This is a genomic window from Campylobacter majalis, assembly GCF_905120465.1.
In the GTDB taxonomy this organism is placed as follows: Bacteria; Campylobacterota; Campylobacteria; order Campylobacterales; family Campylobacteraceae; genus Campylobacter_A; species Campylobacter_A majalis.
The window spans coordinates 110,040-136,782 of sequence record NZ_CAJHOF010000005.1 but is presented as its reverse complement, the minus strand read 5'-3'; the positions used below and the strand labels follow the sequence as shown (position 1 = coordinate 136,782).

Below are 26,743 nucleotides of genomic sequence, written 5' to 3'. Positions count from 1 at the left end.
GTGTAAAAAGAGATAACTTTTTGTTACACTTAAAAGAGTGTGAATTTAGATTTAATAACCATGACAATCTCTATTAAATTTTATTAAAATTGATAAGAGAAAATAGGGTTAGGTTAAATTGAGCCTAATTTATTTTATTGTAGTATCAAAATTAAAAATAGCTTTGATTAATAAGGTCGTTGATAAAATCTGCATTTATTAAACCCAGCAAAACCCATTTTGCTTGTCTGATTTAAAATTTTAATAAGTTAATAAAAAATACATAAAGCAAAGGGGATATAACCCCTTTGTATTAATATAGTCCAAATTTGCCGTCGGTTCTTTTGTATATCACGCGCATTCTGGCGTCTATGTCATTAAACACATAAAATTGCCTATCACTATTTTTAAGCTCATTTAGTGCCTCTTCAATTTCAAGTGGCTTATAAAGCTCAAGCTCGGTAGGCACAATCTCATCCACACCCTCAACAGCCTCTTCTCCGATCTGCTGACGTTGTGCTTTGTCATCAGCCTTGCCTTTGACTGTTGTCATTTTATCATGCTCACGCCTTAACACTTTTGATGCACGCTCCACAGTCAAATCTATAGCCGCATACAAATCTTTATCTTTTTGTCTTATCACAATAGTATTTTTACGAGCTAAATTTAGTGCAAACTCTACACTAAAGCCCTTTTTGCCCTGCTTTTCGTCTGCTGATAACACACATCTTGCTGATATAATATCAAGCTGATACTTACTAAGCGTATCAAACGCATTTTCTACATAGCTCTTAATGGCATCAGTTAGTTCAAATTGTTTTCCTACGATACTTGTATTCATAGTATCCTCCTTGCTTAAAAGTCGAGTTTATTATAACACAAAAGCAGAAAAAAGATGATTAAAAGCCAGATTTTGTTTAATCAAAATTAAAATAAATTCAAACAAACAATAAAAAGCTAAAAATATTTCGTATTTAATTGCGTTTATTAAAATTTAAACTTGAAAGATTATAGTTTTTGCAAAGTTCTTTTGTGAAATTTCACATTATGTTGTATCGGCTCATCATCTTGATTATTATCTAAAGCCCATACAAACACATCAATTATCAAAATCCCACCATCTTTTGGGTTGCTTAGTTGAATTTTTCCTTTGCAAGAGCCTATATTTCCCACATGAGTTAGTATCGCTCCAAAGCCAAAAATTTCATTTGTTGCATTTAAATCATCTAAGCATCCAAGTGTATAATCATGCTTTAATGTCCTTAATATGACGTATTCTGTAAAATTTTTAGCATATATCTCAGCTTGTGTATGCAAATATCTATTTACTGTTGTAGTTGTTTTGCTTGTAGCTAGATTTAGTCCAAGTATGCCAAGACTAGAAACAAGCATCACAAAAATGATTGCCATAATTAGTCCAAAACCACGCTTTTTCACATTACAATCCTACTTCTGCATACAGTAAAGTCAAAATTTTTATTTTTGCCAAGAGTATAAAATTCATCCTGATTGTCTCTTAAGCATATTTTTAACATTATAGAGCCGTTTTGAGCCTTAAACCTAAATGAGCTAACATGTCTAGCTATGATGTCCATCTCGCCTTGCGTGTAATTTTCGCCATTCCATGGACGATAATTATGATATATAACCAAATCCGTGTCTTTATTTATCCCGGTTGTTTCATTGTCTATGATTTTAATAGCTTGAGCAGTATATGATAAATGATAAAACTCAGATACTTTAACGCCTTGTTTTTCTAATTGTAGCCGTTCGTTATCTTTATATTTTACTTTTGTTATGTTTGGCTTGGCTCCATTGTAACCAAAGTCATTTACCGAGTAATTAACTCCAGAAAATACAGCTATAACATCAAAATTTTTATCAAATTGCACTTTGCCTTGATCTGCTTGAGCATCATCATCTAGCTCTTGTTCGTCATCTGACGGTCCGCTGCTATTCCATGAATAATAATCAATAAGTTGCTGAAATTTACTACCAGGAGATACTAAGCCATTATTGTGCGAACTTGCATTTAAATCTACAATTGCACTATAAAAACCATCATTGAATAACTCCAAATCATATGCTACGTATTCAATTGTATCATAGCCATCATTTACACCCTCATCATCTATTGGTAGAAAATTTTCACTATCTTTTCTAGCTATTACACTTTGTTTGGCTCTTTGACTTAAGAAAAAAGTAAGAACATCAAGTGCTCTTTCTGCCTCGCTCGAAACTCTTTCAAAGGTTTGCGTTTGAATATAGTTTTTATATATGTTAAAAGACGCATTTATGCTTATACCAAAAACTATAGCCAATACAACAATTACTATTGTGAGTTCAACTAAACTAAATGCTTTTTTTACTGCCATGTTAATACTTTTACTTCTGGGCTTTCGCCTATATTAAATACCATAGAACAAAAAGAGATCTCTTTGCCAAATGACGAAACATTTAGCCTTATTACTTTCACATCATGCTTTTCAACATTATCAAGCTTCATACAAGTTTGACTTAAGACATTAGAATTTAATGTATCTTTTACATTTATTTTATACTCAGCATCTAGTATAAAATCCCTATTTGCGTCTTGTGCTGTTTTAAATTCTTTGCTGTAGTTGTTGTATTGCATTACAGAATCATTACATGAGCTATCAACAACTGGTTGCAAATTAGATATTAATTCAAATTTTCGCCTATTTGTTCCGTCAATATTATATTTTGTGTAGAAATTTTTACTAATGACATTTTGATTATTTACTTCATAATTTAAATCGCTAACATCATTTTTTAAAATGTATCTTGGTATGCCAAAGCTTTTTATATCATCTACATATTTGCATGCAAATGAAGCATTATTTACTAAATCAATAATCATTTTTGCGTTTGTTATTGGCTCAGCCACAAGAGCATCTTGCGTAGCTTTTGATGAAATTTTAATAATCATCGGCACAGACACACTAACAATTCCCATTATTATGATTGATAAGACAAGCTCAATTAGACTAAATGCTGATTTTAATCTCACCATTGTATTCTTTTGCTTTTTTTGGTTTTTGCATTATCTTCTTGAAACTGCATAATTACATTTGGTGTTTTGCCATCTTTGTATCCATCAATATCATAACCATATCCGCCCCAACCACCAGATTTGTGATCTTCAAACTTAACTTGTATTTTATTTTTATATTTATTTGCGCCATATCTTAACCAAAAGCCGTATTTTTCTAAATCGAGCAATATCGTATCAAGTCCTGAGATGTTATTTTGAAATTTTACCTTTTGTCTGCCGCTTTTAATTGCATCAATACTTTCTAAATAATATGTAAAATTTGTAGCCATTTGCGACTCATAGTTATCAAAGTGACCTTCGCGTATTAAGTTATGAGCTGTGTTTATATACCATGTGCCACTTCCAGGATATGGGACAGATGTTTTTAGCGTATATGAAGGAAGTGCTGAAATATTGCAATCACTACAATAAAATGTATAATAAATCATGCCATCAAAACCATCAGCATTCGCTGGCCCAACATGTAGTGGTGCTTGGACATTGCCATATAAAAATGTTGCAACATTAGCGTTTATAGTATCTGTAAAAATATCTTTATACTCTTTGAAAAAATGCTGATCTTTGTATAGTTGAGTGCTGTTTTTAGGATACTCATCGTAAAAATTCATAACATAGTGTTGCAAACCAAGCCCAACTTCGTCTATATTAAATTCTGGCGTAATAACAACAAAAGGATTATGTGGCAAAAGCTCATCTTTTTTGTAATTAAAGCCAACTTTTACATTTTTTATATCTTTTGTAAAATTTTCTTTATTTATTTTTATTGGTATGTTACTATCGTGATAAACATAAGAATTTACAAGCTTTTGGCTATCATATGTGTCTGCTCTTTCATCAAAACTAATATTTAAATCAGATACAAATTTAATATCATCTTTTAATTTTAAATTTTTTGCAAAATGATCTTTTTTGCTTTGATAAATACTTTTTACATCATCATTGTAACTTAGTTTTAGATATAAATCACTAGCATAGCACTCATTTGTAAAATTCTTAAGCGGCTGCTTTGCTAGATTAAGTGCTGTTACATCAAAATTTACACTAGCATACATCTTGCTTATATTTTTATCCGTGTCTAATCCTCCGGTGTAGGTAAAATCATTTTTGTCTGTCATGTTTTGATTACTTACTTTATCAAAATCAAATTGAAATTTATCAGGTATAAACTCAATATATCGTGGGCTTGTAGTCTTAATATGACAATGCGTTAAATTCTCATCATAAAAAGGCACATCGTGTAATCCAGCAATCTCAATACCCTTGCATTGATAGCCATACTCTTTGATATACTCTTTGTCTTGTTGGGTTGGATTTTTTAAAGGCTGATCAACAAGCGTCCAGTCGTCATCTTGTATGCTTACTTCATATCTCATAACGTCATCATAAGTAATATTTTGTATGTTGTTTGCTATGTTATCTATAACATTAAATTTAACACCATTTGCACTAGGAAGAGCATCAGCGTGGTATTCGCACTCCTTGTCGTTTATTAATGGCAGCATAAATGGCTTATTAAACTCTTTATAATATTTACCTAAAACCGACGTATATGTTCCATAATTTATCACAGCACCTGTGTGAATTGGTATTTTTTTATATCGTTTGTTTTTTTCATCTATTTGCAATAAATCAATTTTTGGAGTGTATGTCCTACCTGCTCGCAAATACAAAGTATCTTTGTCTTGATTATATTTAGTAGAATTATCATCGCTACTTTCTTTTAAAATTTCAAAACTAGGATTTATCTCTTTGTTTATGAAATTTTCATAATCTTGTGTCTTTTGCTCTTTAAAATATAATCTAAAAGCCGCTGGAACAACAGCATAATTATCTGAATTTTTAGTGCCTTTTGAGATATTGTAAGCATCACTTGGAACAACATGATTTATTGTTTCAAACACTTGTATAAAGGCATCTGGAGTTAGCATGTCCTCCATATTATTACCAAGCCTAAAGCAATTAAATAGCTCATTTGTTTTTATTCTATATAATCTATCTGCATAACCAGAAGCTGCATTTTGTCCAAAACTTATTGTTCTGTTTCTAATATATTTACCATCGACTTGACTTTGTTCGCCTTTTAACACTTGATAGTTAAACCTAATTATAGCTTCATTTGGATAGACTTGCTCTCGTTTTCCGTCGCTGTTTTTTATGCTAGCAACAACGCAAAATCTATTGCTAACTCCAGCTGTTTTTGTCCTAATTGGCGATCTCCAAAGCCAATTTATATCCTTTTTATTATTTTTAACCATATTAGCATAGACCTCATCTACTACCCTATACTCTTTTTGCACTCTTGGCTCTTTATATGTATAATAATTTGCTGGTATTGGCACAAGATTGCATCCATATTTTTTCCAAGCTAGTATAATACCTCTCTCGTCTTTTGGCGTATCTTTGGCATTATAATCTATCTCTATATCAAGCTTGTCATAAATGCCATAGGTGCCCAATGGAATTTCACAAAAACCCTTTTTGCTATTATTATAGCTAGTGCCAAAATTTGACTCTTTTATGCCTGCTATGTCGCTGTAATTTGCATTTTTATCGCAGTTAATACCCAAAATATTATACTGACGGTTATAGTAATAATCCGTAACTTTTATATTAACAGACAAAGGACACGTCGTAGGGCACTTGTCATCTTTGGTTTTTGGCACGACTACACTTATGCTTCTTTGTTGATTTAACGTAATGCTAGTAGTAAAATTTGCCTTATCCCAATCATCTGGATCGATAAACAAAGGCGATCCTATCGGATCAAGATTAGATTTTGACGATACAAATGCATCCGAACAACCAGCCAACTGAGAAGTACGCAATGTAGCCAAAGAAGGAGCGTTTTTATGCCAATAGTTTTCTAAATTATCGCTTTGATAGTAGCAATAATTATTATATTTTAAAAGCCTTTCACTAACACTCTTTCTGTCTTGAGTAGTATAGCTATTTTTAGTCTGAGTGTTGCATATCTCTTCGCCGCTTTTGTCATAGTATTTTATCAAAATACCATCCATAGCAAACAAACTGATTAAACAACAACACACTAAACTAAAAATACGCATAAATTAAATCTTTATTATTTAGTAAAGTTATTTTTGTATAAAATTTTCTATTATTTCAGCCTGTCCGTATTCTGGATATTTTGCCACATCCAACACAACTTGAGATAAGGTCATATTTGTCATATTGCACACTATCGGAGCAACAAAATTTACACTTGATTTTTCAAGTGGAAGTGCTACAATTAGTATATTATAAACCCTTAGCTCTGAGTTGTCATTTATTTGCATTAGTTCTTCATAGTATGTAGGAATTTCAAACTCATAATTACGTAATGCGTATGGATTTATCATGGTAAATGACGTATTATCATCTAAACTTTTTAGTTTTACGAAAAATTTATCAAGTTCAATTAGCTCCATTTTTTTAATGTGCTCAAAGCCTAAAATTGGACTTTTAACCTCAAAAATCATACTGTTTCTCCTAATGGTAAAATGTTGCTATTGTAGCATGTTTCGCATAAAATTTTATAAATTTATATTAAAATAATCGCAAAAAATGTAAAATAATGCTTTATTTTTGACCTTTAAAGGATAATGACGATGAAAATAGTTAAAATTTTACTAGCAACTTTTATGTTCTTATTATTTAGCGGATGTGCTGAAAAATACACGGAGCTATACAATTTAACACCCGATGAATGGTATGAACAAATCATAGCAGATATAAAAGCACGTGATCTAGAATCAGCCGATAAACACTACGTATCAATGGCAAGTGAGCATGTTGCAAGTCCACTTTTAGAGCAAATTTTACTAATTTTAGCACAGGCTCATGCAGATGATGAAGAGTATGTGTTGGCAAATTATTATTTAGATGAATACATTAAGCGTTACGGAGATAATGGCAAAAAAACAGAATTTGCACAATTTCTTAAAATAAAGGCAAATTTTGATTCATTTGTTTTACCAAATCGCAACCAAAAGCTCATGCAAGATAGCATAAATGAGATTGAAAAATTCCTTTATACATATCCATTTACCGATTTTAAACCTTTGATTGAAACAATGCTGATAAAATTCAAACTCGCACTATATCATTTAAATATGCAAATAGCTGATTTGTATAGACGCACTGGCAAAGATGTTTCGGCTGAAATATATGAAGAAAAATTAAGCAAATCCCCACTAAAAGATGCTGAGCTTATAAAGCCTGATTTGCCATGGTATAGAAAAATGTTTGAATAGGAGAGATAATGCAAATAAATGACACTAGATTGTTTCCAGCTGAAATTCCAGTCATTGTAGAAGATGAGCTTTTTTTATATCCGTTTATGATAACGCCACTTTTTTTAAGCGATGATGAAAACATAAGAGCTTTAGATTTGGCATTACAAAACGAAACGCCGGTGTTAGTTGTTACCACAAAACCGCAAAATGACGGAAATCGTGATTTTGATAGCGTTTATGATGCTGGTGTTGTTGGAAACATCATGCGTAAAATTCCACTTCCTGATGGAAGAGTTAAAATATTATTTCAAGGCACACAAAAAGCAAAAATAATAAAAAAAATAGACACAAGCCCACTACTAGCCCTTGTAGATACACTACACATCAAGCGTCCAAGTCCCGTCAAAACAGATGCTTTATTGACTGTTTTACGCGAAAAAGCACGTGAGTTAAGCACAAGTAGTCACTATTTTACGCCAGATTTATTGCGTACAATAGAAGAAAGTGTTGAGGCTGTTAGGGTTTGCGATCTTATCTCAAGTGCGTTGCGTCTTAAAAAACAGATAGCTTATAGCTTTTTTATCGAAGAAGATTTAGAACAAAGACTTTTAAAGCTGATTGATTACATTATCGAAGAGATAGAGGCAAACAAGCTACAAAAAGAGATAAAAAACAAAGTTCATTCCAAGATAGACAAGCACAATAAAGAGTATTTTTTAAAAGAGCAATTAAAACAAATTCAAGCAGAACTTGGCACTGATACAAGTCGCGACGAAGAGATACAAGAGTATCGCAAAAAGCTTGAAAACAAAAAGAAATTTATGGGCGAAGATGCTCAAAAAGAGATAAAAAAACAAATAGACAAGCTAGGTCGTATGCATCCAGATAGTGCCGATGCAAATACTATCCAGAGCTATCTTGACTGGGTGCTTGAAGTGCCTTTTGAAAACATAGCAAAGAAAAAATCATCAATCGCTGAAGTTAGCAAACACCTAAACACCGATCATCACGGCCTTGAAAAGCCAAAAGAGCGTATTGAAGAATATTTTGCTTTGCGTGAGCTTTTAGAGCTTCGTGGTATTAGCGAAAAGGTAAATAACGGTGCGATTTTGTGCTTTGCTGGACCTCCTGGCGTTGGCAAAACTAGCCTTGCAAACTCTATCGCAAAAGCCTTAAAGCGTGAGCTTGTGCGTATTGCACTTGGTGGGCTTGAGGATGTAAATGAGCTTCGTGGGCATCGTCGCACCTACATCGGAGCGATGCCTGGTAGAATCGTGCAAGGGCTAATTGAAGCCAAGCAAATGAATCCAGTTGTAGTGCTTGATGAGATTGATAAGGTTGGCAGGAGCTACAGAGGCGATCCGACGGCTGTTTTGCTTGAGATTTTAGATCCGGAACAAAATAATAAATTCCGCGATTATTACTTAAATTTTAATATCGATTTAAGCAAAGTAGTCTTTATAGCTACAGCAAATGATGTCAGCATGATACCAGCTCCGCTTCGCGATAGGATGGAGTTTATACAGCTTAGCTCATACACCCCACAAGAGAAATTTGAGATTGCCAAAAAGTATCTAATCCCACAAGAGCTTAAAAAACACGGACTAAAACCAAGCGATGTAAGCATCAGCAAAGACGCTATAAATCTCATAATCGCCGAATACACACGCGAAAGTGGAGTGAGAAATTTACGCCGTCGTATAGCTGATATTTTAAGAAAAGTAGCTAAAAATATCTTGCTTGAAAACAAAGGCAAGATAAACGTAAATACTAAAAATTTAAAAGAATTTTTAGAAAAAAAGGTTTTTGAGATAGAACAAGCCGACAAGAAAGATATGGTTGGTCAAGTAAATGGACTAGCTTGGACAAGTGTAGGTGGCGACGTGCTTCGAATTGAGGCTATCCGCATACAAGGCAAAGGGAGTATGCAAATCACTGGACAACTTGGTGATGTGATGAAAGAGTCAGCCCAAATCGCTTTTAGCGTAGCTAAAGTGTTAATCGATAATAAAAAGATAAAAGTTCCGATGACTATCGTGCCAAAATTTAACGATGACAAGCGAAAACTTGAGCCTAGCGATGTTTATCGTCGCTTTGACTTGCACTTACATGTGCCAGAGGGTGCAACACCAAAAGATGGCCCAAGTGCTGGCATAACGATGGTAACAGCGATTGCTTCGATACTAACTGACATAAAAGTGCGTCACGATGTAGCGATGACTGGCGAGATCACGCTAAGTGGTAGAGTGTTACCAATTGGCGGCTTGAAAGAAAAACTTATTGCAGCACACAAAGCCGAGATAAAAACAGCACTAATTCCGCGTAAAAACTACGATCGTGATTTAAAAGATATACCAGATGATGTAAAAAACGATATGAAAATAATCGCAGTTGATACCATAGAAGACGTGCTAAAACATGCATTAATTAAGTAAAAAGAAGAGCAAATAGCTCTTCTGTTAGTCTAAATTTACAAAAAATCAACAAATGCTTTTTAAAATAAACCAATCAAACAAAACTTAACCATATTTTACATGCAGTTTTGTTTTGATAATTGCAAATTAATTTTAGTAAATTTACATTTAGCTTAAATCACTTCGCTTCGCTTATAACCTTTTAAGAAATATTTGTTATTTACTTAAGTCCGTGCTTGTAGAAACTTAAAAATTTTAAATCTCATCAACACGATTTACTATTTACTTATTGCAATCTTAGCATCAAAATAACTTTATTGCATCTTTGCTAAATTTTTAAATATTTTCATGCTAATTCAAAAGGTGCAAAAATCTTTGAATTTTGTGAAATTTTAGAAGTTAGTTTGCACAAACTATTTTGTATTTTAAATAAGTATTAAAAACCAAGCAAATCTTACGTAAAAATATTGTATGTAACATGAAGCAAAACAAATAAAGCCATTTAAAGCAAAAATTATAGATATAAAACCTATGCAAAATTTAAACTTTATAAGAGTTGCTATTGCAATGCTTTTTTTACTTTGTCCTTAGCTGTAAGCAAAACACACTCTTTTAAGCTATTTTTTATCTCTTTCTTAAAGAGTGTAAGCACAAGAAATTTATTTATTAATAGGCTTTTATCTAGCTGTAGTATATACATAGATTTACTTTAAAATTTTGCATAAACTAAATTCTAAAATTTCACTGATTTTATTAGCTTTTTAAAATTTAAACAGTATAAATATACTTGTTTTAACTTCACTTTGTTTGTTGCTTTAATAAGCAAATAATAAAATCATAATGTCAATTTAACTTAATCCTATTTTCTCTTATTAATTTTAATAAAATTTGATAGAGATTTTTGCGATTTTTAAATCTAAACTCACACTCTTTTAAGTATAACAAAAAGTTATCTCTTTTTGCACATTTAAAAGAATATCTAAATTAAAACTTACAAAAATCTTTGTTTGTAGCTCACAAGTATGGCAAGGTAGAGATTTCAAAATTAATAAAAATCATTGCAAAGTTGCAACTAAAATACAACTAAGTTTAGAGTTAATTAAATATTTTTTTGAATTTTTGGAAATTGTAAAATAAGCCATAAGATAATAAAATTTTAAAATAACTCGCAAACAGCAACAATGCCTTTACATAGTTTGCAATAAAATTTATATTGTCTAAAAAATCAACAAATATACAAAATTTCGCTTTTATAGCCTAAGAATTTTAATTGACCTAATGTCATTTTATAATCAAAAATCACTCTTTATAATTCTGATTGATTTTATTTATAATTACACATGAAATTTAGCATCTTATTCTAAATCTTTAAAATCTTTTCCACCAAATTTTAATAGTGCTGAACCCCAAGTAAATCCACCACCAAACGCATCAAGAAGTATTAATGAGCCATTTTTTAATCTACCATCTTCATAAGCATCATTCATAGCCATTGGTATTGAAGCAGAGCTTGTATTGCCGTATTTATGTATAGTTACAACGCATTGTTCATCTTTAAAATCTAAACGCTGCTTAACCGCTTCTATTATGCGTAAATTTGCCTGATGAGGTATAAAAAGATCAATTTCTTCACTCGCTATTTTATTTTTTTGCATTATTTCTAAAACGTCTTTTGTAAGCGTCTGAACAGCAATTTTAAAGACTTCATTTCCGCTCATTTTTAGAAAATTTAACTTTTTGTCAAGCACTTCTTGAGAGCTTGGATACAATGAACCTGGAGCCGGAGTAATTAGCAACTCACCATATCTGCCATCACTTGCAGTATGTGTGTCTATAATCTCATTTTCATCACTCAAACTAACAACACCAGCACCAGCACCATCGCCAAATAATATACAAGTGCTTCTATCCGTATAGTCAATAATAGAACTTACCTTTTCAGCACCCACAATCAAGACATTTTTTTTAATACCACTTTGCACTAATGATTTTGCTAATTCAAGCAAATAAATAAAACCAGTACAAGCAGCACTTATGTCAAATGCCATTATACCTGGATTTAACTCTAAATTTTTAGCTATTTTTGTTGCAGTCGACGGCATACAAAAATGATCTGGGCTAAGCGTAGCACAAATAATAGCATCAATTTCACTTTCTTTAAGCCCTGAACGTCTTATAGCCACTCTGGCTGCTTTTGTGCCTAAATCACTTGTTATTTCATTTTGAGCTATATGTCTTTCTTTGATGCCTGTGCGTTTTGTTATCCATTCATCGCTGGTATCTACTATCTTTTCTAAGTCATAATTACTTAAGACTTTACTCGGAACATATGAGGCTATAGATATAAGTGAAGCTTTATTCATTTGTTTTATATTTTGAAATTTCTATCTTTATTGTATTGTTTATATTGGAATTTGCAAAATTTATAGCTTGAAATATCGCATTTTTAATAGCTTTTGTATTGCTTTTTCCATGACTTATTATAACACAGCCATTTACACCAAGCAAAGGAGCTCCGCCATACTCATCATAGCTAACTTGTTTTTTAAGTAGTTTAAAAACTTTATTCATAAGCACCGAACCAGCCATTGCAAATGGAGATTTTTTGACATGCTTTTTGATGATTTTACCTATCGCATCGGCCACTCCCTCACTTGTTTTTAGTAAGATATTGCCAATAAAACCATCACAAACCACGACATCAATGCTTCCATCAAAAATATGATTACCCTCAATATTGCCTTTGAAGCTTGGTAGTTTAGACACCATTGCAAACGCTTCTTTACTCACTTCATTTCCCTTTGATTTTTCCTCTCCATTTGACAAAAGACCTAATTTTGGATGTTTGCGATTTAATACCTCTTTGGCATATGCCTCGCCCATTATTGCAAATTGAAACAAATGTTCTGCTTTGCAATCTACGTTCGCTCCAACATCAAGCACCAAAGTTGAACTATCGTTTGTATTTGGCATAAGTGTAGCTATAGCGGGACGCAATACTCCATCTATCCTGCCCACTCTTAAAGTCGCCAAACTCATAGTAGCTCCACTGTGTCCAGCAGATACTATTGCATCAACTTCTTTGCTCCTTAGTAGTTCAGTTGCCTTGTAGATACTGCACTCTTTGCGCTTAAAAGCATCTGTTGCACCATCTTCCATGGATATAACTTCACTGGATTCACAAAAAGATACATAAGTAAGAAATTGTTTTGGAATATAGTGTTTAATTGCATTGCTATCGCCAACCAATACGGCGTGAAATTTATACTCTTTAAGCGCTTCTATAACACCAGTTACAATAGGCTCAGGTCCAAAATCACCACCCATAGCATCAACAGCAATGCGTATCATATTAGTATTCACCTGTTGTTTTATTAATACGATGTGGCATTTTCCATGAACCATCTTTATCTTTTACTGGTACTGGAAGTGTCACTTTATAGTGTGTTCTACGCTTTGCCGCACGTGCATGACTCACTCTTCGCTTAGGTACTGCCATTTTATTCTCCTTTATAAATTTTTATCAATATCTTTACAGCTATCACAATAAAAGTAGTCGCTATTGTAAGCTTCTACTTCACTTATTAAAATTTCATTTAAATCAATACATCCGTCAAAAAACTCAATAACGTCACCAAGTTCATTTTCACAATCTTTGTATACGCCATCACTCAACATTAAATCAACATTCTCGCTCAATGTAAGCCTAATATCTATACCACACCTATCACAAATGTGTGTCGTAGTGCCTAAAATTTTAGCATTACATAAAACCAATGTGTTAGTTTTTCTTTTTAAAATTCCGTGAAATTTCAAGCCATCCTTTTCTATATCAAAATCAAGAGTGTTAGTTGAAATTTTAGCAAAAGGAACTTTCATGAATTAAAAACTTTAGCAAATTTCTCTTTTTGCAAAGAAAAAGTCTATTTCAATTTTAGCATTTTCTATGCTATCGCTTCCATGAACCGCATTTGCATCGATACTATCTGCAAAATCAGCTCTAATGGTGCCTTTTTCTGCTTCTTTTGGGTTAGTGGCTCCCATTAATTCTCGGTTTTTAAGCACTGCATTTTCGCCCTCTAAAACCATTACAACAACTGGACCACTTACCATAAAATCAACCAAGTCATTAAAAAATGGCCTCTGACTATGAACAGCATAAAAAGCTTTCGCGTCAGCCTTACTTAACCACAATCTCTTACAAGCGACTATCCTAAGCCCATTTGACTCAAATCTATCAATAATCTTGCCTACTACATTTTTTTTAACCGCATCTGGTTTGATAATAGAAAGTGTTTGTTGCATAATTGCCCTTAAATTTGCTTGTTTTTAAAGTCGCAAATTATAGCAAAAAAATCTTAAAAAACAAAATAGGCTCACAAAGAGCCTATTTTTAGCCTACAACCGGAGTAGTTCCGTTGCGTAAATCTGCACCTATATCGTCGCGTGATGGCTGACCTGCATATGGAGCATCCCATACAATACAGCCATCGGTTGGACAGGCTGAAGCACATGCTGGCTCATCATTATGTCCTACACACTCTACACATTTGTCCGCAAACACATAGTATGCATCAGCACCAGTTGGGTTTGTGCTATCATCCACTATAGCCTCTACTGGGCACTCATCTATGCATGAGCCACAGCTTATGCAAATATCTGTAATTTTAACTGCCATTTTTACTCCTTTGGTAATAAAATAGAATTTAAGAATATCAAAAATAAGCTAAATTTGATATAAAAAATCGAGCGATTTTGATAAAATATGAAAAAAAATTAAAAAATATTAACTAAAATTTGAGAAGTAGTAGCCAAAAAATGGCTACTATAAATTTATGCTAGTCCACTAATAATACCGGTTTGGGTGTCTATGCTCATATTCAAAGCACCTGGAATTGGAGAAAGTCCAGGCATAAGCATTATTTTACCACATATGGCAACTATAAAACCAGCTCCGGTCCTTATCTCAAGATCTTTGACTACAAATTTAAAGCCTTCTGGTCTTCCGAGCAATTTTGCATCATCGCTAAAGCTGTATTGCGTTTTAGCAATACATACAGGCAAGGTATCTAAAGCTTGACTTTTTATTTCATTTAGCATTTTTAATGCACTATCTTCAAATACAACCTCTCCTGCTGCGTAAATCTTAGTTGCTATTTTCTCTATTTTTGTTTTTATATCATCACTCATTTCATACGTGAAATTTGGCTTTACAGGATTATTTAATTCATCTAATACATGTGTAGCTAATTCACTTGCACCAGCTCCACCTTTTGCGAAATTTTCACAAACTGCTACTTTTACGCCAAGACTATCGCAATACCAACGCACATATGCTATTTCATCATCGGTATCAAAACTAAATTTATTAAGTGCAACTACTACATTTAATTTAAATTGCTCTTTTAGATTGCGTATATGTCCGCCTAAATTTGCTATTCCACTCTTTAGTGCTTGCTCATTAGGCTTTGTTATACTATCCTTGTCTGCACCACCATTGTATTTTATAGATCTAATAGTGCTTACCAGCACGACCGCATCAGGATTTACATCCGCTACTCTACACTTAATGTCTATAAATTTTTCCGCACCAAGCTCTGAGCCAAAACCAGCCTCAGTAACCACATAATCAGCTAAATTTAATGCTGTTTTGGTTGCGATTATTGAATTGCAACCATGAGCGATATTAGCAAATGGTCCTCCATGCACTAAACAAGGCGTATTTTGTAAAGTTTGGAAAAGATTTGGCTTAATCGCATCTTTAAGTAGGATTGTAACAGCATCTTCACATTTTAAATCACGCACATATACCGGCTCTTTTTTTGAATTTAAAGCCACTGTGATATTTGCTATACGTTGTTTTAAATCACTCAAATCAGTCGCCAAACACAATATCGCCATAATTTCACTTGCTGCTGTGATATTAAAGCCATCTTTTCGCTCGATACCATCAAATTTACTTCCCTGACCGATTGTGATATTTCGTAACGCTCTATCATTCATATCCATGCAACGTTTCCATAAAATTTCTTGCATATCTAGTGGATTATCTTGATATAAACTATTATCAATTATGGCTGATATTAGGTTATTTGCTGATGTTATCGCATGAAAATCACCTGTAAAATGTAGATTTAGATCCTCCATTGGTGCAATTTGAGAGTATCCGCCACCAGCAGCTCCGCCTTTTATGCCAAAAACTGGTCCAAGACTAGGCTCTCTAAGTGCCAAACATACATTTTTGCCAGCCAATTTTAATGCATCAGCCAAGCCTATTGATGTAGTTGTTTTGCCCTCTCCATACGGTGTTGGATTTGTTGCAGTTACAAGAATTAACTTTGAGTTTGATTTTGTTAATTTTGGCTCAATTTTTGCTTTATATTTACCATACTGCTCTATATCATCATTGCTTAGCCCTAAATCTCTTGCTATCTCTGCAATAGGCTTTAAATTAGCCTGTCTTGCTATTTGTATATCACTTAACATCACCACTCCAAATAGGTTTTTGCTTTTTTGATATTTATGTAATCAATTGTTAAAATTCCATCTTCAGTTTTAAGTGTAACAGAATTATCATCAGCCGATAAAATTTCCCCTCTTACATACAATAGTGCTGTATTTATCCTAACTAACTCTCCTATACTTGATATATAGTGTTTTGGTTTTTCTAGCCTTCTTTCAATTCCAGGGCTACTGACTTCTAATGTATATTCTCCACTAACTGGCGGAGTTACATCAAAAATAGGAGAAAGCAATCTACTTACTCTTTCACAATCATCCAAATTTACACCACCTTTTTTTGTAATATACACTCTATAGATTGTGCGTGAATTTTCATTTACGATTTCTGTATCATAGAGTTCTACATCACACTCTTTTACAAGCTGATTTAAATTATCCATTTTTACTTAACTCCTTTGAAATTTTATCAAACAGTTTATCCATACGATTTTGATACTCTAATCTATCATCAAATTTAAAGTGAAAATTTGGAGCTTTATACCAACCTTCGGCTGCCATACAGTGATTTTGCAAGTGTTTTGTTATTCGTTTTAAGTGAGAGAGTATGTAGTTTTGCTCTTTTTCATCAAAAGCCATCTTGTCAAGATAAACAAATGCATCATATCTTCCTTTTTTGCATTCTACATCAGTAACACACAACCCCTTTAAAAGCTCATCTTCAAGTGTGGCAAGAGCTTCTGGTATAAGCTCTTTTAATACACTTTGTGTTCTTAGTCTTTTAATCTCATTTTGATTCATAAACTAACTTGTTCCTCTATCTCTTTAAAACTTTCTATGTAGTCGTTTTCGCGTATATCGTTATATCCATCTATACCAACACCACACTCATACCCTTTAGCAACCTCTCTTACATCATCTTTAAAACGTTTAAGTGAGCTAACAGTGCCTTCATGAACAACCACACCATCTCTTATCAGTCGTATTTTTGCACCCCTATTTATTGTGCCATCGGTTACCAAACACCCAGCTATTGCCCCAACTTTTGGCACATTAATAACCTGCCTAACTACTGCTTGACCCAGCTGTTCTTCTCTAATAATAGGCGACATCATACCACCAAGAATTGCTTTTACATCATCGATTAGATTGTATATCACGTTATAGGTTTTTATCTCTACGCCACTCTCTTTCGCTTTTTCTTTTATCTCGCCTGTTGGACGGATGTTAAATCCAAGAATAATACTATCTTTACTTGCTGTTGCTAGTGCAATATCACTTTGAGTAATGCCACCTATACCTGAATGAATAATATTTACTTTTATTTCATCGTTTGCCAATTTTTCCAAGCTCACTTTTAGTGCCTCAAGCGAACCTTGAACATCAGCTTTGATTATAACAGGTAGAGTTTTTAACTCGCCTTCGGCGATCTTCGCACTAAGTTCATCAATGCTAACTTTAGTGGATTTACTTAACTCTTTTTGACGCAGATACTCAGCTTTTTTCTGTGCATACTCACGTGCTTCTTTGTCTGTTTTAACGCTTATTAGCGTCTCGCCAGCTTCTGGAACCTCACTTAGTCCAACTATCACACCACACTCTCCTGGTCGGATTGATTTTAGTGTATTGCCTTGATCATCTAGTAAGCTTCTTAAGCGACCATGAGCCACACCTGCAACTATAGTATCGCCGACTTTTAACGTCCCATTTTGAACTATTATGGTTGCAGTTGCACCACGACCTTTTTGTAAGCTACTTTCTACAACTGTTGCTTTTGCATTTGCTTTTGGATTTGCTTTAAGCTCAAGCAAATCAGCCTGAAGTAAAACTATTTCTAGCAAATCATCTATACCCATACCAGTCTTTGCCGAAATAGGCACAAATTCATGCTGTCCACCCCACTCAGTAGGCATTATATCAAGCTCGGCTAATCCAGTTTTTACCAAATCAGGATTAGCGGCTTCTTTGTCCATTTTATTTATAGCAATTATAATAGGCACACCAGCTGCTTTTGCATGAGATATAGCTTCTTTTGTTTGTGGTTTTACCCCATCATCTGCCGCAACAACGATAATTACAATATCAGTTACACCAGCACCTCTAGCACGCATTGCAGTAAATGCTTCGTGTCCAGGGGTATCTATAAAAGTTATGTTTTTTCCATTTTTATTTACCATATATGCACCGACGTGTTGTGTGATACCACCAGCTTCGCCACTTGCTACGCGTGATTTGCGAATATAATCAAGCAAAGATGTTTTTCCGTGATCTACGTGACCCATGATGGTTATAACAGGAGCTCTTGTAACCAAATTCTCATCATCTTCTTGTTCTTGCTCGTATGCTTTTACATAGTCAAACTCAGCCTCTGTGTCTATTATATTAACCTCTACATTAAACTCATCGGCTAAAATTTCAATAGCATCTTCATCTAAAAAATCATTTTTAGTAGTCATCATGCCAAGCATAAATAATTTACCTATAATCTCACTTGGTTGCTTATTTAATTTCTCAGCAAATTCATACACGCGTATCTCTTTTGGTATATTTACAGATGTGACCTCTTCGCTATTTTGTTTATGCTCTTGTTTTTTATGCTTTTTGCGTGAGCGTCTTTGAATTCCACCTTCTAAGAAGTTATTTGCCTGATTATTTACAGCTGTTCGCATTGCGTTTGGTTGCTTAGTCTTTGTATATGCAGTTGGCGTTGGTGCCTTAAACGTTAGATCTGGCAAGACAACTTCATTTTCATCTTCTAGCTCAATATCCCTAAAATCAAGCCCACCCAACAAGTCCATTTTCTCAGTATTATCTTTTTTTATGACTTGTGTTTGCTTTTTATCTTTTTTCTTTTTGCGAACAATATTTTTATCAGCACTTGAAAACATATTTTCTAGGCTAGTTGGTACCATGCTTTCTGTTTTATTTACCGTTTTTTCAGAAGCTTGTTGAGTTTCATTTTTCTTTTTGACAATTACCAAGCCTCGTCTTTTTTGAAGACCTACGTCCGCCAAGGTTTCTTTTGTTTTAACATCTTGAGCAACAACTTCTTGTGGCTTATCTATCACTTCTACATCTTGTTTATCTGTTTTTGCATCTTTTGTTTGTGTTCTTGATTTTTGAGCTATATCATCATCTTTTTTTTCATTTTTTGATTCTTTTTTGGTATCTTTTTTTTCTGTTTTGATTTCATCTTTTTTTGTTGATTTTGCTCTTGTCTTACTCTCTTTTTTAGTTGGCTCTTTTTTTGTTGCGAAACTCTCAGGTATCTCGCCTGTAGTAATGTATTTATATATAGCATCCGCTTCTTCTGGAGTCACTGTGCTATTATGCGTTTTTACGCTCAGACCTAACTCATGTGCCTTTTCTAGCACCTCTTTGTTTTTATAGCCTGAGGCATCTGCAATATCTGAAATTTTAACATTTGACATCTAAGAATTTCTCCTTTAAACTTGATACACTTAAATTTGCACCCTTGGTGTGCTTATCAAGTATCTTTTTTAGTATTTTGTCATCTTTTTTTATACAATCATCACATAGATAAAAGCTTCTGCCTTTGCCCTTGCCATATTCTAGAGCATGATTGATATATCGAAATCTATTAAGTGACGCTTGAGATAGTTTATTTCTACAACAAACGCATGTTCTAATTGGAATATTTTTAGCCATTATATCTTTATTATTCTTTTTTTTAGCTTTGTAACAGTTTAAAACCATCGTTATCAAAGTCAAAAATTTCAACTTTAAAATTTTGAAATTTATTGCTTAATTTAGTTTTTAAATTTATCGCATCGTTTTTATAGACAATATTTAAAAATGTCGAACCAGAACCAGACAAACAACTCATTAAAGCTGCGTTTTCATATGCTATTTTTCTTACATCAAAAAGCTCCGGAAGTGCTACCATACGCCTATCTTCATGCAACATATCAAAAGATGCAAGTCTTAACATATCATATTTTTTTTGCAAAAAACAAGTTGCTAAAAATGCGGCATGAGATATATTATTTACACACTCTTTTAGTGTATATGATTTTGGCAAAATTTCTCTTGATTGGTTTGTATTCATTGGCTTATCTGGTATAACAACTACAGCCCTTATGTCATCTGAAATTTCTGATTTACTAAAATGCACTACGTTATTTGACACAATCGCTGATATAAAGCCACCAAAAACAGCTGGTGTTATATTGTCAGGATGATTTTCATAGATTAAAGCTTTATTTAATATAGTGTGCTTATCTACTTTAAATCCAGCCATGGCATATGCCGATGCAATAGCAGAGATAATAACTGCTGATGAGCTACCAAGACCACGCGAAAATGGAATATTATTCTCAAAAACCATTCTAAAATTTGCACTACTTGACACTAATTCTTTGAAAATTTCATTAAAGACGCTTATGAATAAATTATTTCTTTTTAAGCTTATATTGTCGCTTCCTTCACCGCTTATTGACACAGAGCTAAATTTTGCCTCTTGTATATTAACGACATTATAAAGCTTAACGGCAAGCCCTAAAGCATCAAAGCCAGGACCAAGATTTGCACTTGTTGCAGGTACTAAAATTTTCAATATTTCTCCTAAACGGCATCCACAATGTAATTTGGAAGTGTATCTAAGTTTAAATTTAATTTATCTAAATTTAAAGGCAAACTAAAATCTTTTGGTTCTGTTTTTTTAAGCAAAATTTCATCATTATGTTTTACAAAAGATAGAGTTTTATTTGCCCGTATTGGTTGATTTTGATTTAGTTCAAACCCACTAACGGCATAAAATTCACACCCATTAACTACACTAAATGTTTTAAGTATAACATATGCTACCTTTAGCCCCATAAAACTTCCAGGAGTATTAGCGTATATTATTTTTGCGATATTGTATTTAGACGAAATTTCATCCAGTATATTTATCAATGCCTCGCTTGTATGCTCTTGACTTGAAATTTTATCTATTAAAACACCATTTTCATATACGCCAACAATAAGTGGAGATGTAAGAGATATGACTAGAATTTCGATATTTTTTATGCAAAAACCTTTCCAAATTCACGCACAAGATCTGCATTCATCGTCGCTACTTCATAATTTTTTGCATCACTTAGTATAGCTAGAGTTAGTTTATGATTTAATTCATGACTTCCTGCAAATGCCGTATAATCGCCCAAAAGTGAAGCACCCATAAGGCTCAAATCACCAACTGCATCTAAAATTTTATGCCTTACAAACTCATTTTCAAATCTCAATCCTTCTGGATTTAATATACGAGTATCATCTATAGCTACAGCATTATCAAGCGAAGCCCCAAGTGCTAAATTTTGAGCTTGAAGCTTTTGTAAATCTTTTAAAAACCCAAATGTTCTAGCACGTGCTATTTCCTTAATGAAGCTTGATTTTGTATATTCAAAAACATATCTTTGTTCGCCAATTACCGGATGTGCAAATTTTATGGTATAGTCAAATTTTGGTGTAGTAGATGGGCTTATGCGAACAAATTTCTCACCCATATTTACTTGCACTTCTTTTCTGATTAAAATAACTTTTTTGGGCTTATCTAAGTGCCTAACACCAGCTTCGTCAAGCAACATGCAAAAACTAATCGCACTACCATCCATTACAGGCACTTCGTTTGCGTCTAAAGTTATGCGAATATTATCTATACCATAACCATTTATCGCACCAAGCAAATGCTCTATAGTGCTTACAAAACCATTTTGATTTCCTATAACAGTTGCCATTTGTGTGTTTATGACATTTTTTGGCTCAGCTTTAAAACTAATACCAAGATCACTTCTGCAAAAGACTATCCCCATATCTGCATCAAGTGGCTCTAGAACTAACTTTATAGGCTCACCTTTATGCAATCCAATACCAACAGTCTCTACTCTCTTTGCTATAGTTGTCTGTTTCATTATTATTTTCCTATTTTTTGTCTATTATCTTTTTTGCCGCATCTAACACGCTAGTTATATTATCGGCTATCCATTTTTTATCTAGCCACTGCTGTGGTCTTACTTCAAGCGATTGTACAAGTATGCCAAAATGCAAATGATCGCCAAGTGCCAAACCACTCACGCCAGTGTTTGCAATAACTTGACCAGCTTTTACTATATCACCCTGATTTACATTTACACTAGAACAATGAGCGTATAATGAATATAACCCAAAACCATGATCTATAATTATATTTAAGCCATATATTCCATTTTCGCCGACATATGCAACTACTCCATCATTGCTTGATACGATACTAGCTTGTGCAACTGAAGCAAAATCTATTCCCATATGCCAACTTTCACTAACTATCTCGCCATTATATGAGAAGTATCTATGATCGGCAAAATCAGCTACTTTTTTACCATTTTTAAGAGGATAAAAAGGTAAAATTTTAAAATTTTCAATACTCGTTTCATCTACGCCTGATGTAACATTTTTAATTAAAACCTCATTCTCTGCTCTTAATGTTTCATTAATAAATTTCATCTTGTCAAGTCTTGATAGCAAACTCGGATCTTTTGCATACTGATCAGTTAGCTCTGAAATTTTGCCATCTAAAAAACTATCTTTTAAAGGTATAGTTGATGTTTTATATTTTACATTTTGTAAAAAATACCTAATATGAGACCTACCCTCATTGCCTGCCTTATCGGTTGCAATCACGTCTGCACTAAAATTTTCAACATCAACTGGCCACACAACCAAACTTGCATAATAGCCATCTTTATAAAAAGGAGTTGCTTTGAATTTTTTACCATAGTTTGTTTTGACATAAACTTCTTTTAAATCATTATCCGTTGCCTTAAACACAACTATTGCCGAGCCGCCTTTTGATATAGAATAAGAGTGTGACAATACATTTACATCTGGTCTTGTTGTGTCTAAAATAACTTGGATGTTTTTTTGTGTTTTATTGCCAGTAAAAAAGCCCCACTTGCTAAAATCAACTGCTTCAATTTGCATCTCATAGCTATCTTTTTGGTTAAAAAAGCTTGTCTTTGGAATTGTAAGATTAACGTCAAGCTCAGTTATAGGCTCTTGCATCACTTGATTTAGTAAATTTGATGTATTTGTGCCATCATTCATTGAAATTCTTATAAATTTTATACCACTATCATCTTTAAATTTTATATTTAATGGAGTACGCAAATTCCAATAAATTTTGTCTTGTATCAAAATTTCTGGTGCATTTCTTTCAAGCATTTTTGAGTTCAAAATAGCAAAAACACCATACAAAACTGCTCCAAGTAGTATTAAAATTATAAAATATCCAGGTCTTATTCCACGTTTTTTCAAAATTCTTCCTAATCTAAAAATGACACGGATTTTACAAAATCTCAGGTAAATTTACAATAAAAAAATAAATCAATGCTAAATATTTTATAAAATTTCCCTAATTTTTCGTGCATCTTTCATCCACTCTTGCAGCTCATCCCAATTTTCATTTTTAATTATATTTTCACATCTTGTTAATTCTGACTTAAACATTTGTATTGCTTGTATCATATTGTCTTTGTTTTGCTTAAAAATATCACTCCACATTACCGGAGAGCTTTTAGCAACACGTATCATACCTCTAAACGTAGGGCCTCCAAGTGCTATTATATGGCGTTTATCTTGTTGTTTTAACACCCCACTAGCTAACGAAAATGATATGGCATGTGGCAAATGAGATATGATTCCAACATGATGATCATGCTCAGCAGCACTCATAAATACTATCTTCATTCCAAGATGCGAAAACAATTCAACTGAACGTTTTACATGCATCTCGCTACTCTCTTCAAAATCACAAACTACAACAACAGCATCTTTATACAGGCTTTTAAATGCAGCTTCTGGGCCAGAGTATTCAGTTCCTGCCATTGGGTGTGCTGGGATAAAATTTTTACGTATATTAATCGGCACATTTTCAATAATTTTTTGCTTTGTTGAACCAAAATCAATAATCGTTGTATTTTCTTTTATATCCGTTAAATTATTTACAACTTTTAAAATTGCCTCAACCGGAATACACAAAAATATAATATCGCATTGCTTTTTCATCTCTTCGATACTTAAAATTTCATGCACTAAACCAAGCTCTAATGCTTTAGTTTCATGCATGGGATTTAAGTCACATCCAGACACTAATGATATAAGTTTTTCTTCTTTTAATGCAAGTCCTAGTGAGCCACCTATAAGCCCAAGTCCGATGATACCGACTTTCATTTATCTCCTTTAATTTTTGTTAATTTTAAAAAAAAATATGATATTATAGCGAACTTTATACTAAAATTTTAGGTTAAACAACATGAAAAAAAGTTTATTTTTACTATTGCTTGGACTTTCAGGGCTAAGTGCTGAACAAATTCGCTCAATAAATTTTAATGGCTTGTTGCACCTTTCAAATGAGGTTGCAAAAGAGATAAGCGGATTAAAAATCGGCGACACTCTAAGTGGAGAAAATACTGATAAGGCAATCATTAATCTTTTTAAACAAAACTATTTTGATGACATTTACATTACTAGTGATGGCTCTGGCAATGTAAGCATCAATGTAAAAGAAAAACCAAGTATTGCAAGAGTTGATTTAAAGGGCGTTGTAACAAACGACAAAACAGCAATCCAAAGCTTAATCTCAATAAAGCCTGGCAATATGTATGACGAGTTGGCAATAGAACGCACAAAAGAGAAAATTAGACAATATTACGAATCAAAAGGCTATTTTGACACGGTTATAGATGTAGAAAAACAAGCCGTTGCAAACAGTGATAGCTCACTATTTTTAACTCTTAATGTCAATCGTGGTGAAAATATGATAATTCAAAAAGTAAATTTAGTGGGTGCTAAAATTTTTGATTACTCTGACATAGAACCTGTTGTAGCAAATAAAAGTCGTGAGTTTATGGGATGGTTATGGGGTAGAAATGATGGGAAAGTTAAGCTTTTTGAGCTTCCAACAGATCCGCTTAGAATTCAAGATAAATATTTTCAAAAAGGCTATTTAGACGCAACTGTTTCATCGCCATATCTAAATGCATATTTTGACAATTATAAGGCCGATTTGACATATTATGTCACAGAAGGAAAACCATACGATGTATCAAGCGTAAGTATAAAAGCACCTGAGTATTTAGAGCTTGATAATAACAAGATTATTAAAAGCTTTAAGCTCTCAGCCGGAGATAGGGTAAATTCTGAACGAATCAGACGCGATATGAAAATTTTAGATGATTTGGTTGCCGATAAAGGATATGCATTTGTCAAAGTCTATCCAAACACAATCAAACATGAAGAAAATAATACAGTCGAAATTGAGTATGAAGTCGAGCCGGGCGAACAAGTATATATAAGAAACGTGCAAGTATCTGGTAATGAACGAACGGTAGATAGAGTAGTAAGACGAGAGCTTTATTTAACCGAGGGAAATTTATACAATAGGACGGACTTGCAAGATTCAATTGATGCACTAAAAAGAACCAGTTACTTTGATGATGTAGAAATAAAAGAAGAGATGGTTGATGCAAATACAGTTGATTTGCTAGTTGATGTTAAAGAGGCTTCTACTGGCTCAATTAGTGGCGGCATAGGATATGGAAGCTCAGACGGACTACTATTAAGTGCTAGTTTAAGTGATACAAACATATTTGGTTCTGGCATGAAAGGTGTTGTTAGCGTAGATAGAAGCAAAGATGAATTATCTGGTCAAATAGGATTAACAAACCCAAGAATTTTCGATTCAGAATATAGTCTTGGCGGAACATTATATGCAAACGATAGAGACTGGAATAACTACAAAGAAAAATCATATGGTTTTAACTTAACATTAGGTAGAAAACTAACTAGAAATTTAAGTGCATCGCTAAGTTACGTCATAGAGCAAAGTAAAATTTCAGGAATGAATAGAATTTTAATTGACGAGGTGGGCTATAAAGAGGGCAGAAATTTAAAAAGCTCGTTAATACCAGCCATTAATTACAACAGCACAGATGATTATTATTTGCCTAGACGTGGCATATTATCTGGTCTATCTACTGAGTTTGCTGGACTTGGCGGAGATGAAAAATTTATAAAATTAAGATCATACTTTAACTATTATCAGGGGCTAAAAGACTACATTAACTATGATTTAATTTTTAGATACAAAGCTGATTTTGGCAAAATTTGGGATAACGGCTATGTTCCTATAAATGAAAAATTATATCTTGGAGGCATAAGAAGTCTGAGGGGATATGACAGCAGGACAGTTTCGCCAAAGATTCAAGCTAGCAACAAGCAATGGTATGAAACTGGCGGTGAGATTTCGTTTAACAACTCAGTAGAGCTTAGTTTTCCAATTATTGAACGTGTAAAAATGCGTGGAGTGCTTTTTTATGATTATGGAATGATAGGTGATAGCAAACTAAATGAAATAAAGCGACAATCAACTGGTGTAGGAATAGAGTGGATAACTCCTATTGGACCGCTTCAACTAATATTTGCTAAAGCTTTAAATCCTGCTAGCAATGACGAAACAAGCACATTTGAGTTTAATATAGGCAGACGTTTTTAATTTTTGGGGATAGCAACTTCCCCAATTTATAAAACAACTTCCACTAGAGATA

At 33.3% G+C, this 26,743-nt stretch carries 25 protein-coding genes and 2 pseudogenes; 4 read left to right on the top strand and 23 right to left on the bottom strand.

Annotated features, from left to right (window positions below; translation table 11 throughout):
* A pseudogene (locus LQU93_RS04000) lies at positions 1–77 on the top strand (IS1595 family transposase); the annotation flags it as partial.
* Positions 78–292: 215 nt separating this feature from the next.
* On the opposite strand, the gene hpf reads toward LQU93_RS04000, so the two are convergent.
* The 6 genes from hpf to fliW form a co-directional block, all read right to left on the bottom strand.
* The gene (gene hpf / locus LQU93_RS03995; protein WP_229932598.1) at positions 293–820 is read right to left on the bottom strand and encodes a ribosome hibernation-promoting factor, HPF/YfiA family; all 528 of its coding nucleotides are present in this window, start codon (positions 818–820) and stop codon (positions 293–295) included.
* 167 nt (positions 821–987) lie between these two features.
* Positions 988–1,416 carry a hypothetical protein gene (locus LQU93_RS03990; RefSeq protein WP_229932597.1) on the bottom strand — a complete coding sequence of 143 codons (429 nt, stop codon included), beginning with the start codon at positions 1,414–1,416 and terminating at the stop codon, positions 988–990.
* Positions 1,413–2,354, bottom strand: a complete 942-nt coding sequence (locus tag LQU93_RS03985; RefSeq protein WP_229932596.1) for a prepilin-type N-terminal cleavage/methylation domain-containing protein — start codon at positions 2,352–2,354, stop codon at positions 1,413–1,415. The genes LQU93_RS03990 and LQU93_RS03985 overlap by 4 nt, the downstream gene beginning before the upstream one ends.
* Positions 2,345–3,013 carry a type II secretion system protein gene (locus LQU93_RS03980; RefSeq protein ID WP_229932595.1) on the bottom strand — a complete coding sequence of 223 codons (669 nt, stop codon included), beginning with the start codon at positions 3,011–3,013 and terminating at the stop codon, positions 2,345–2,347. Before LQU93_RS03980 ends, LQU93_RS03985 begins: the two co-directional genes overlap by 10 nt.
* Complete coding sequence (locus tag LQU93_RS03975; RefSeq protein WP_229932594.1) at positions 3,007–6,060, bottom strand: hypothetical protein; 3,054 nt, start codon at positions 6,058–6,060, stop codon at positions 3,007–3,009. Before LQU93_RS03975 ends, LQU93_RS03980 begins: the two co-directional genes overlap by 7 nt.
* 87 nt (positions 6,061–6,147) lie before the next feature.
* Positions 6,148–6,531 (bottom strand): flagellar assembly protein FliW, encoded by a 384-nt coding sequence (gene fliW, locus LQU93_RS03970; protein WP_229932593.1) that lies wholly within the window; start codon positions 6,529–6,531, stop codon positions 6,148–6,150.
* Between the two features lie 129 nt (positions 6,532–6,660).
* Between fliW and LQU93_RS03965 the strand changes: the two genes are divergently transcribed.
* Both LQU93_RS03965 and lon read left to right on the top strand, forming a co-directional pair.
* Positions 6,661–7,305, top strand: coding sequence for an outer membrane protein assembly factor BamD (locus LQU93_RS03965; protein ID WP_229932592.1), 645 nt, complete (start codon positions 6,661–6,663; stop codon positions 7,303–7,305).
* Between the two features lie 8 nt (positions 7,306–7,313).
* The gene (gene lon, locus LQU93_RS03960) at positions 7,314–9,722 is read left to right on the top strand and encodes an endopeptidase La (RefSeq protein WP_229932591.1); all 2,409 of its coding nucleotides are present in this window, start codon (positions 7,314–7,316) and stop codon (positions 9,720–9,722) included.
* An 822-nt stretch (positions 9,723–10,544) separates the two neighbouring features.
* Here lon and LQU93_RS03955 read toward each other — a convergent pair.
* From LQU93_RS03955 to LQU93_RS03875, 17 genes and pseudogenes are all read right to left on the bottom strand, one after another.
* A pseudogene (locus LQU93_RS03955) lies at positions 10,545–10,673 on the bottom strand (IS1595 family transposase); the annotation flags it as partial.
* Between the two features lie 383 nt (positions 10,674–11,056).
* On the bottom strand, positions 11,057–12,064 hold the full coding sequence (locus LQU93_RS03950; protein ID WP_229932590.1) for a beta-ketoacyl-ACP synthase III: 1,008 nt from the start codon (positions 12,062–12,064) through the stop codon (positions 11,057–11,059).
* Positions 12,057–13,052, bottom strand: a complete 996-nt coding sequence (gene plsX / locus LQU93_RS03945) for a phosphate acyltransferase PlsX (RefSeq protein ID WP_229932589.1) — start codon at positions 13,050–13,052, stop codon at positions 12,057–12,059. The genes LQU93_RS03950 and plsX overlap by 8 nt, the downstream gene beginning before the upstream one ends.
* A 1-nt stretch (position 13,053) precedes the next feature.
* The gene (gene rpmF / locus LQU93_RS03940) at positions 13,054–13,200 is read right to left on the bottom strand and encodes a 50S ribosomal protein L32 (protein WP_229932588.1); all 147 of its coding nucleotides are present in this window, start codon (positions 13,198–13,200) and stop codon (positions 13,054–13,056) included.
* An 11-nt stretch (positions 13,201–13,211) separates the two neighbouring features.
* Complete coding sequence (locus tag LQU93_RS03935; protein ID WP_229932587.1) at positions 13,212–13,580, bottom strand: DUF177 domain-containing protein; 369 nt, start codon at positions 13,578–13,580, stop codon at positions 13,212–13,214.
* Positions 13,581–13,592: 12 nt separating this feature from the next.
* Positions 13,593–14,006 (bottom strand): nucleoside-diphosphate kinase, encoded by a 414-nt coding sequence (ndk, locus tag LQU93_RS03930; RefSeq protein WP_229932586.1) that lies wholly within the window; start codon positions 14,004–14,006, stop codon positions 13,593–13,595.
* 88 nt (positions 14,007–14,094) lie between these two features.
* The gene (locus LQU93_RS03925) at positions 14,095–14,379 is read right to left on the bottom strand and encodes a DUF362 domain-containing protein (protein WP_229932585.1); all 285 of its coding nucleotides are present in this window, start codon (positions 14,377–14,379) and stop codon (positions 14,095–14,097) included.
* Positions 14,380–14,534: 155 nt separating this feature from the next.
* Positions 14,535–16,187, bottom strand: a complete 1,653-nt coding sequence (locus LQU93_RS03920; RefSeq protein ID WP_229932584.1) for a formate--tetrahydrofolate ligase — start codon at positions 16,185–16,187, stop codon at positions 14,535–14,537.
* The gene (gene rimP / locus LQU93_RS03915; protein WP_229932583.1) at positions 16,187–16,603 is read right to left on the bottom strand and encodes a ribosome maturation factor RimP; all 417 of its coding nucleotides are present in this window, start codon (positions 16,601–16,603) and stop codon (positions 16,187–16,189) included. The genes LQU93_RS03920 and rimP overlap by 1 nt, the downstream gene beginning before the upstream one ends.
* The gene (rbfA, locus tag LQU93_RS03910) at positions 16,596–16,961 is read right to left on the bottom strand and encodes a 30S ribosome-binding factor RbfA (protein WP_229932582.1); all 366 of its coding nucleotides are present in this window, start codon (positions 16,959–16,961) and stop codon (positions 16,596–16,598) included. The genes rimP and rbfA overlap by 8 nt, the downstream gene beginning before the upstream one ends.
* Positions 16,958–19,591, bottom strand: coding sequence for a translation initiation factor IF-2 (infB, locus tag LQU93_RS03905; RefSeq protein ID WP_229932581.1), 2,634 nt, complete (start codon positions 19,589–19,591; stop codon positions 16,958–16,960). The genes rbfA and infB overlap by 4 nt, the downstream gene beginning before the upstream one ends.
* The gene (locus LQU93_RS03900) at positions 19,578–19,829 is read right to left on the bottom strand and encodes a YlxR family protein (RefSeq protein ID WP_229932580.1); all 252 of its coding nucleotides are present in this window, start codon (positions 19,827–19,829) and stop codon (positions 19,578–19,580) included. The genes infB and LQU93_RS03900 overlap by 14 nt, the downstream gene beginning before the upstream one ends.
* Positions 19,830–19,851: 22 nt before the next feature.
* The gene (thrB, locus tag LQU93_RS03895; protein WP_229932579.1) at positions 19,852–20,736 is read right to left on the bottom strand and encodes a homoserine kinase; all 885 of its coding nucleotides are present in this window, start codon (positions 20,734–20,736) and stop codon (positions 19,852–19,854) included.
* Between the two features lie 8 nt (positions 20,737–20,744).
* Positions 20,745–21,077: a glycoprotease gene (locus tag LQU93_RS03890; RefSeq protein WP_229932578.1), complete on the bottom strand. Its 333-nt coding sequence runs from the start codon at positions 21,075–21,077 to the stop codon at positions 20,745–20,747.
* A 110-nt stretch (positions 21,078–21,187) separates the two neighbouring features.
* Entirely contained in the window at positions 21,188–22,072 is an 885-nt protein-coding gene (gene lpxC, locus LQU93_RS03885; RefSeq protein ID WP_229932577.1) for a UDP-3-O-acyl-N-acetylglucosamine deacetylase, read from the bottom strand.
* Positions 22,073–22,082: 10 nt separating this feature from the next.
* The gene (gene pgp6 / locus LQU93_RS03880; protein ID WP_229932576.1) at positions 22,083–23,453 is read right to left on the bottom strand and encodes a peptidoglycan metallopeptidase Pgp6; all 1,371 of its coding nucleotides are present in this window, start codon (positions 23,451–23,453) and stop codon (positions 22,083–22,085) included.
* 84 nt (positions 23,454–23,537) lie between these two features.
* Complete coding sequence (locus LQU93_RS03875; protein WP_229932575.1) at positions 23,538–24,368, bottom strand: prephenate dehydrogenase; 831 nt, start codon at positions 24,366–24,368, stop codon at positions 23,538–23,540.
* 82 nt (positions 24,369–24,450) lie between these two features.
* Between LQU93_RS03875 and bamA the strand changes: the two genes are divergently transcribed.
* Positions 24,451–26,691 (top strand): outer membrane protein assembly factor BamA, encoded by a 2,241-nt coding sequence (bamA, locus tag LQU93_RS03870; protein WP_229932574.1) that lies wholly within the window; start codon positions 24,451–24,453, stop codon positions 26,689–26,691.
* Positions 26,692–26,743: the final 52 nt, after the last annotated feature.

Excerpts from the sequence above, each read along its gene's own strand:
- rpmF (WP_229932588.1), bottom strand. The coding sequence starts at position 13,200 with ATGGCAGTACCTAAGCGAAGAGTGAGTCATGCACGTGCGGCAAAGCGT.
- rbfA (WP_229932582.1), bottom strand. The coding sequence starts at position 16,961 with ATGAATCAAAATGAGATTAAAAGACTAAGAACACAAAGTGTATTAAAA.
- LQU93_RS03925 (WP_229932585.1), bottom strand. The coding sequence starts at position 14,379 with ATGGCAGTTAAAATTACAGATATTTGCATAAGCTGTGGCTCATGCATA.
- LQU93_RS03935 (WP_229932587.1), bottom strand. The coding sequence starts at position 13,580 with ATGAAAGTTCCTTTTGCTAAAATTTCAACTAACACTCTTGATTTTGAT.
- LQU93_RS03985 (WP_229932596.1), bottom strand. The coding sequence starts at position 2,354 with ATGGCAGTAAAAAAAGCATTTAGTTTAGTTGAACTCACAATAGTAATT.
- LQU93_RS03920 (WP_229932584.1), bottom strand. The coding sequence starts at position 16,187 with ATGTTAAGTGATATACAAATAGCAAGACAGGCTAATTTAAAGCCTATT.
- bamA (WP_229932574.1), top strand. The coding sequence starts at position 24,451 with ATGAAAAAAAGTTTATTTTTACTATTGCTTGGACTTTCAGGGCTAAGT.
- LQU93_RS03900 (WP_229932580.1), bottom strand. The coding sequence starts at position 19,829 with ATGGCTAAAAATATTCCAATTAGAACATGCGTTTGTTGTAGAAATAAA.
- rimP (WP_229932583.1), bottom strand. The coding sequence starts at position 16,603 with ATGGATAATTTAAATCAGCTTGTAAAAGAGTGTGATGTAGAACTCTAT.
- plsX (WP_229932589.1), bottom strand. The coding sequence starts at position 13,052 with ATGATACGCATTGCTGTTGATGCTATGGGTGGTGATTTTGGACCTGAG.
- lon (WP_229932591.1), top strand. The coding sequence starts at position 7,314 with ATGCAAATAAATGACACTAGATTGTTTCCAGCTGAAATTCCAGTCATT.
- LQU93_RS03950 (WP_229932590.1), bottom strand. The coding sequence starts at position 12,064 with ATGAATAAAGCTTCACTTATATCTATAGCCTCATATGTTCCGAGTAAA.
- hpf (WP_229932598.1), bottom strand. The coding sequence starts at position 820 with ATGAATACAAGTATCGTAGGAAAACAATTTGAACTAACTGATGCCATT.
- infB (WP_229932581.1), bottom strand. The coding sequence starts at position 19,591 with ATGTCAAATGTTAAAATTTCAGATATTGCAGATGCCTCAGGCTATAAA.
- LQU93_RS03965 (WP_229932592.1), top strand. The coding sequence starts at position 6,661 with ATGAAAATAGTTAAAATTTTACTAGCAACTTTTATGTTCTTATTATTT.
- lpxC (WP_229932577.1), bottom strand. The coding sequence starts at position 22,072 with ATGAAACAGACAACTATAGCAAAGAGAGTAGAGACTGTTGGTATTGGA.
- LQU93_RS03875 (WP_229932575.1), bottom strand. The coding sequence starts at position 24,368 with ATGAAAGTCGGTATCATCGGACTTGGGCTTATAGGTGGCTCACTAGGA.
- fliW (WP_229932593.1), bottom strand. The coding sequence starts at position 6,531 with ATGATTTTTGAGGTTAAAAGTCCAATTTTAGGCTTTGAGCACATTAAA.
- ndk (WP_229932586.1), bottom strand. The coding sequence starts at position 14,006 with ATGCAACAAACACTTTCTATTATCAAACCAGATGCGGTTAAAAAAAAT.
- LQU93_RS03980 (WP_229932595.1), bottom strand. The coding sequence starts at position 3,013 with ATGGTGAGATTAAAATCAGCATTTAGTCTAATTGAGCTTGTCTTATCA.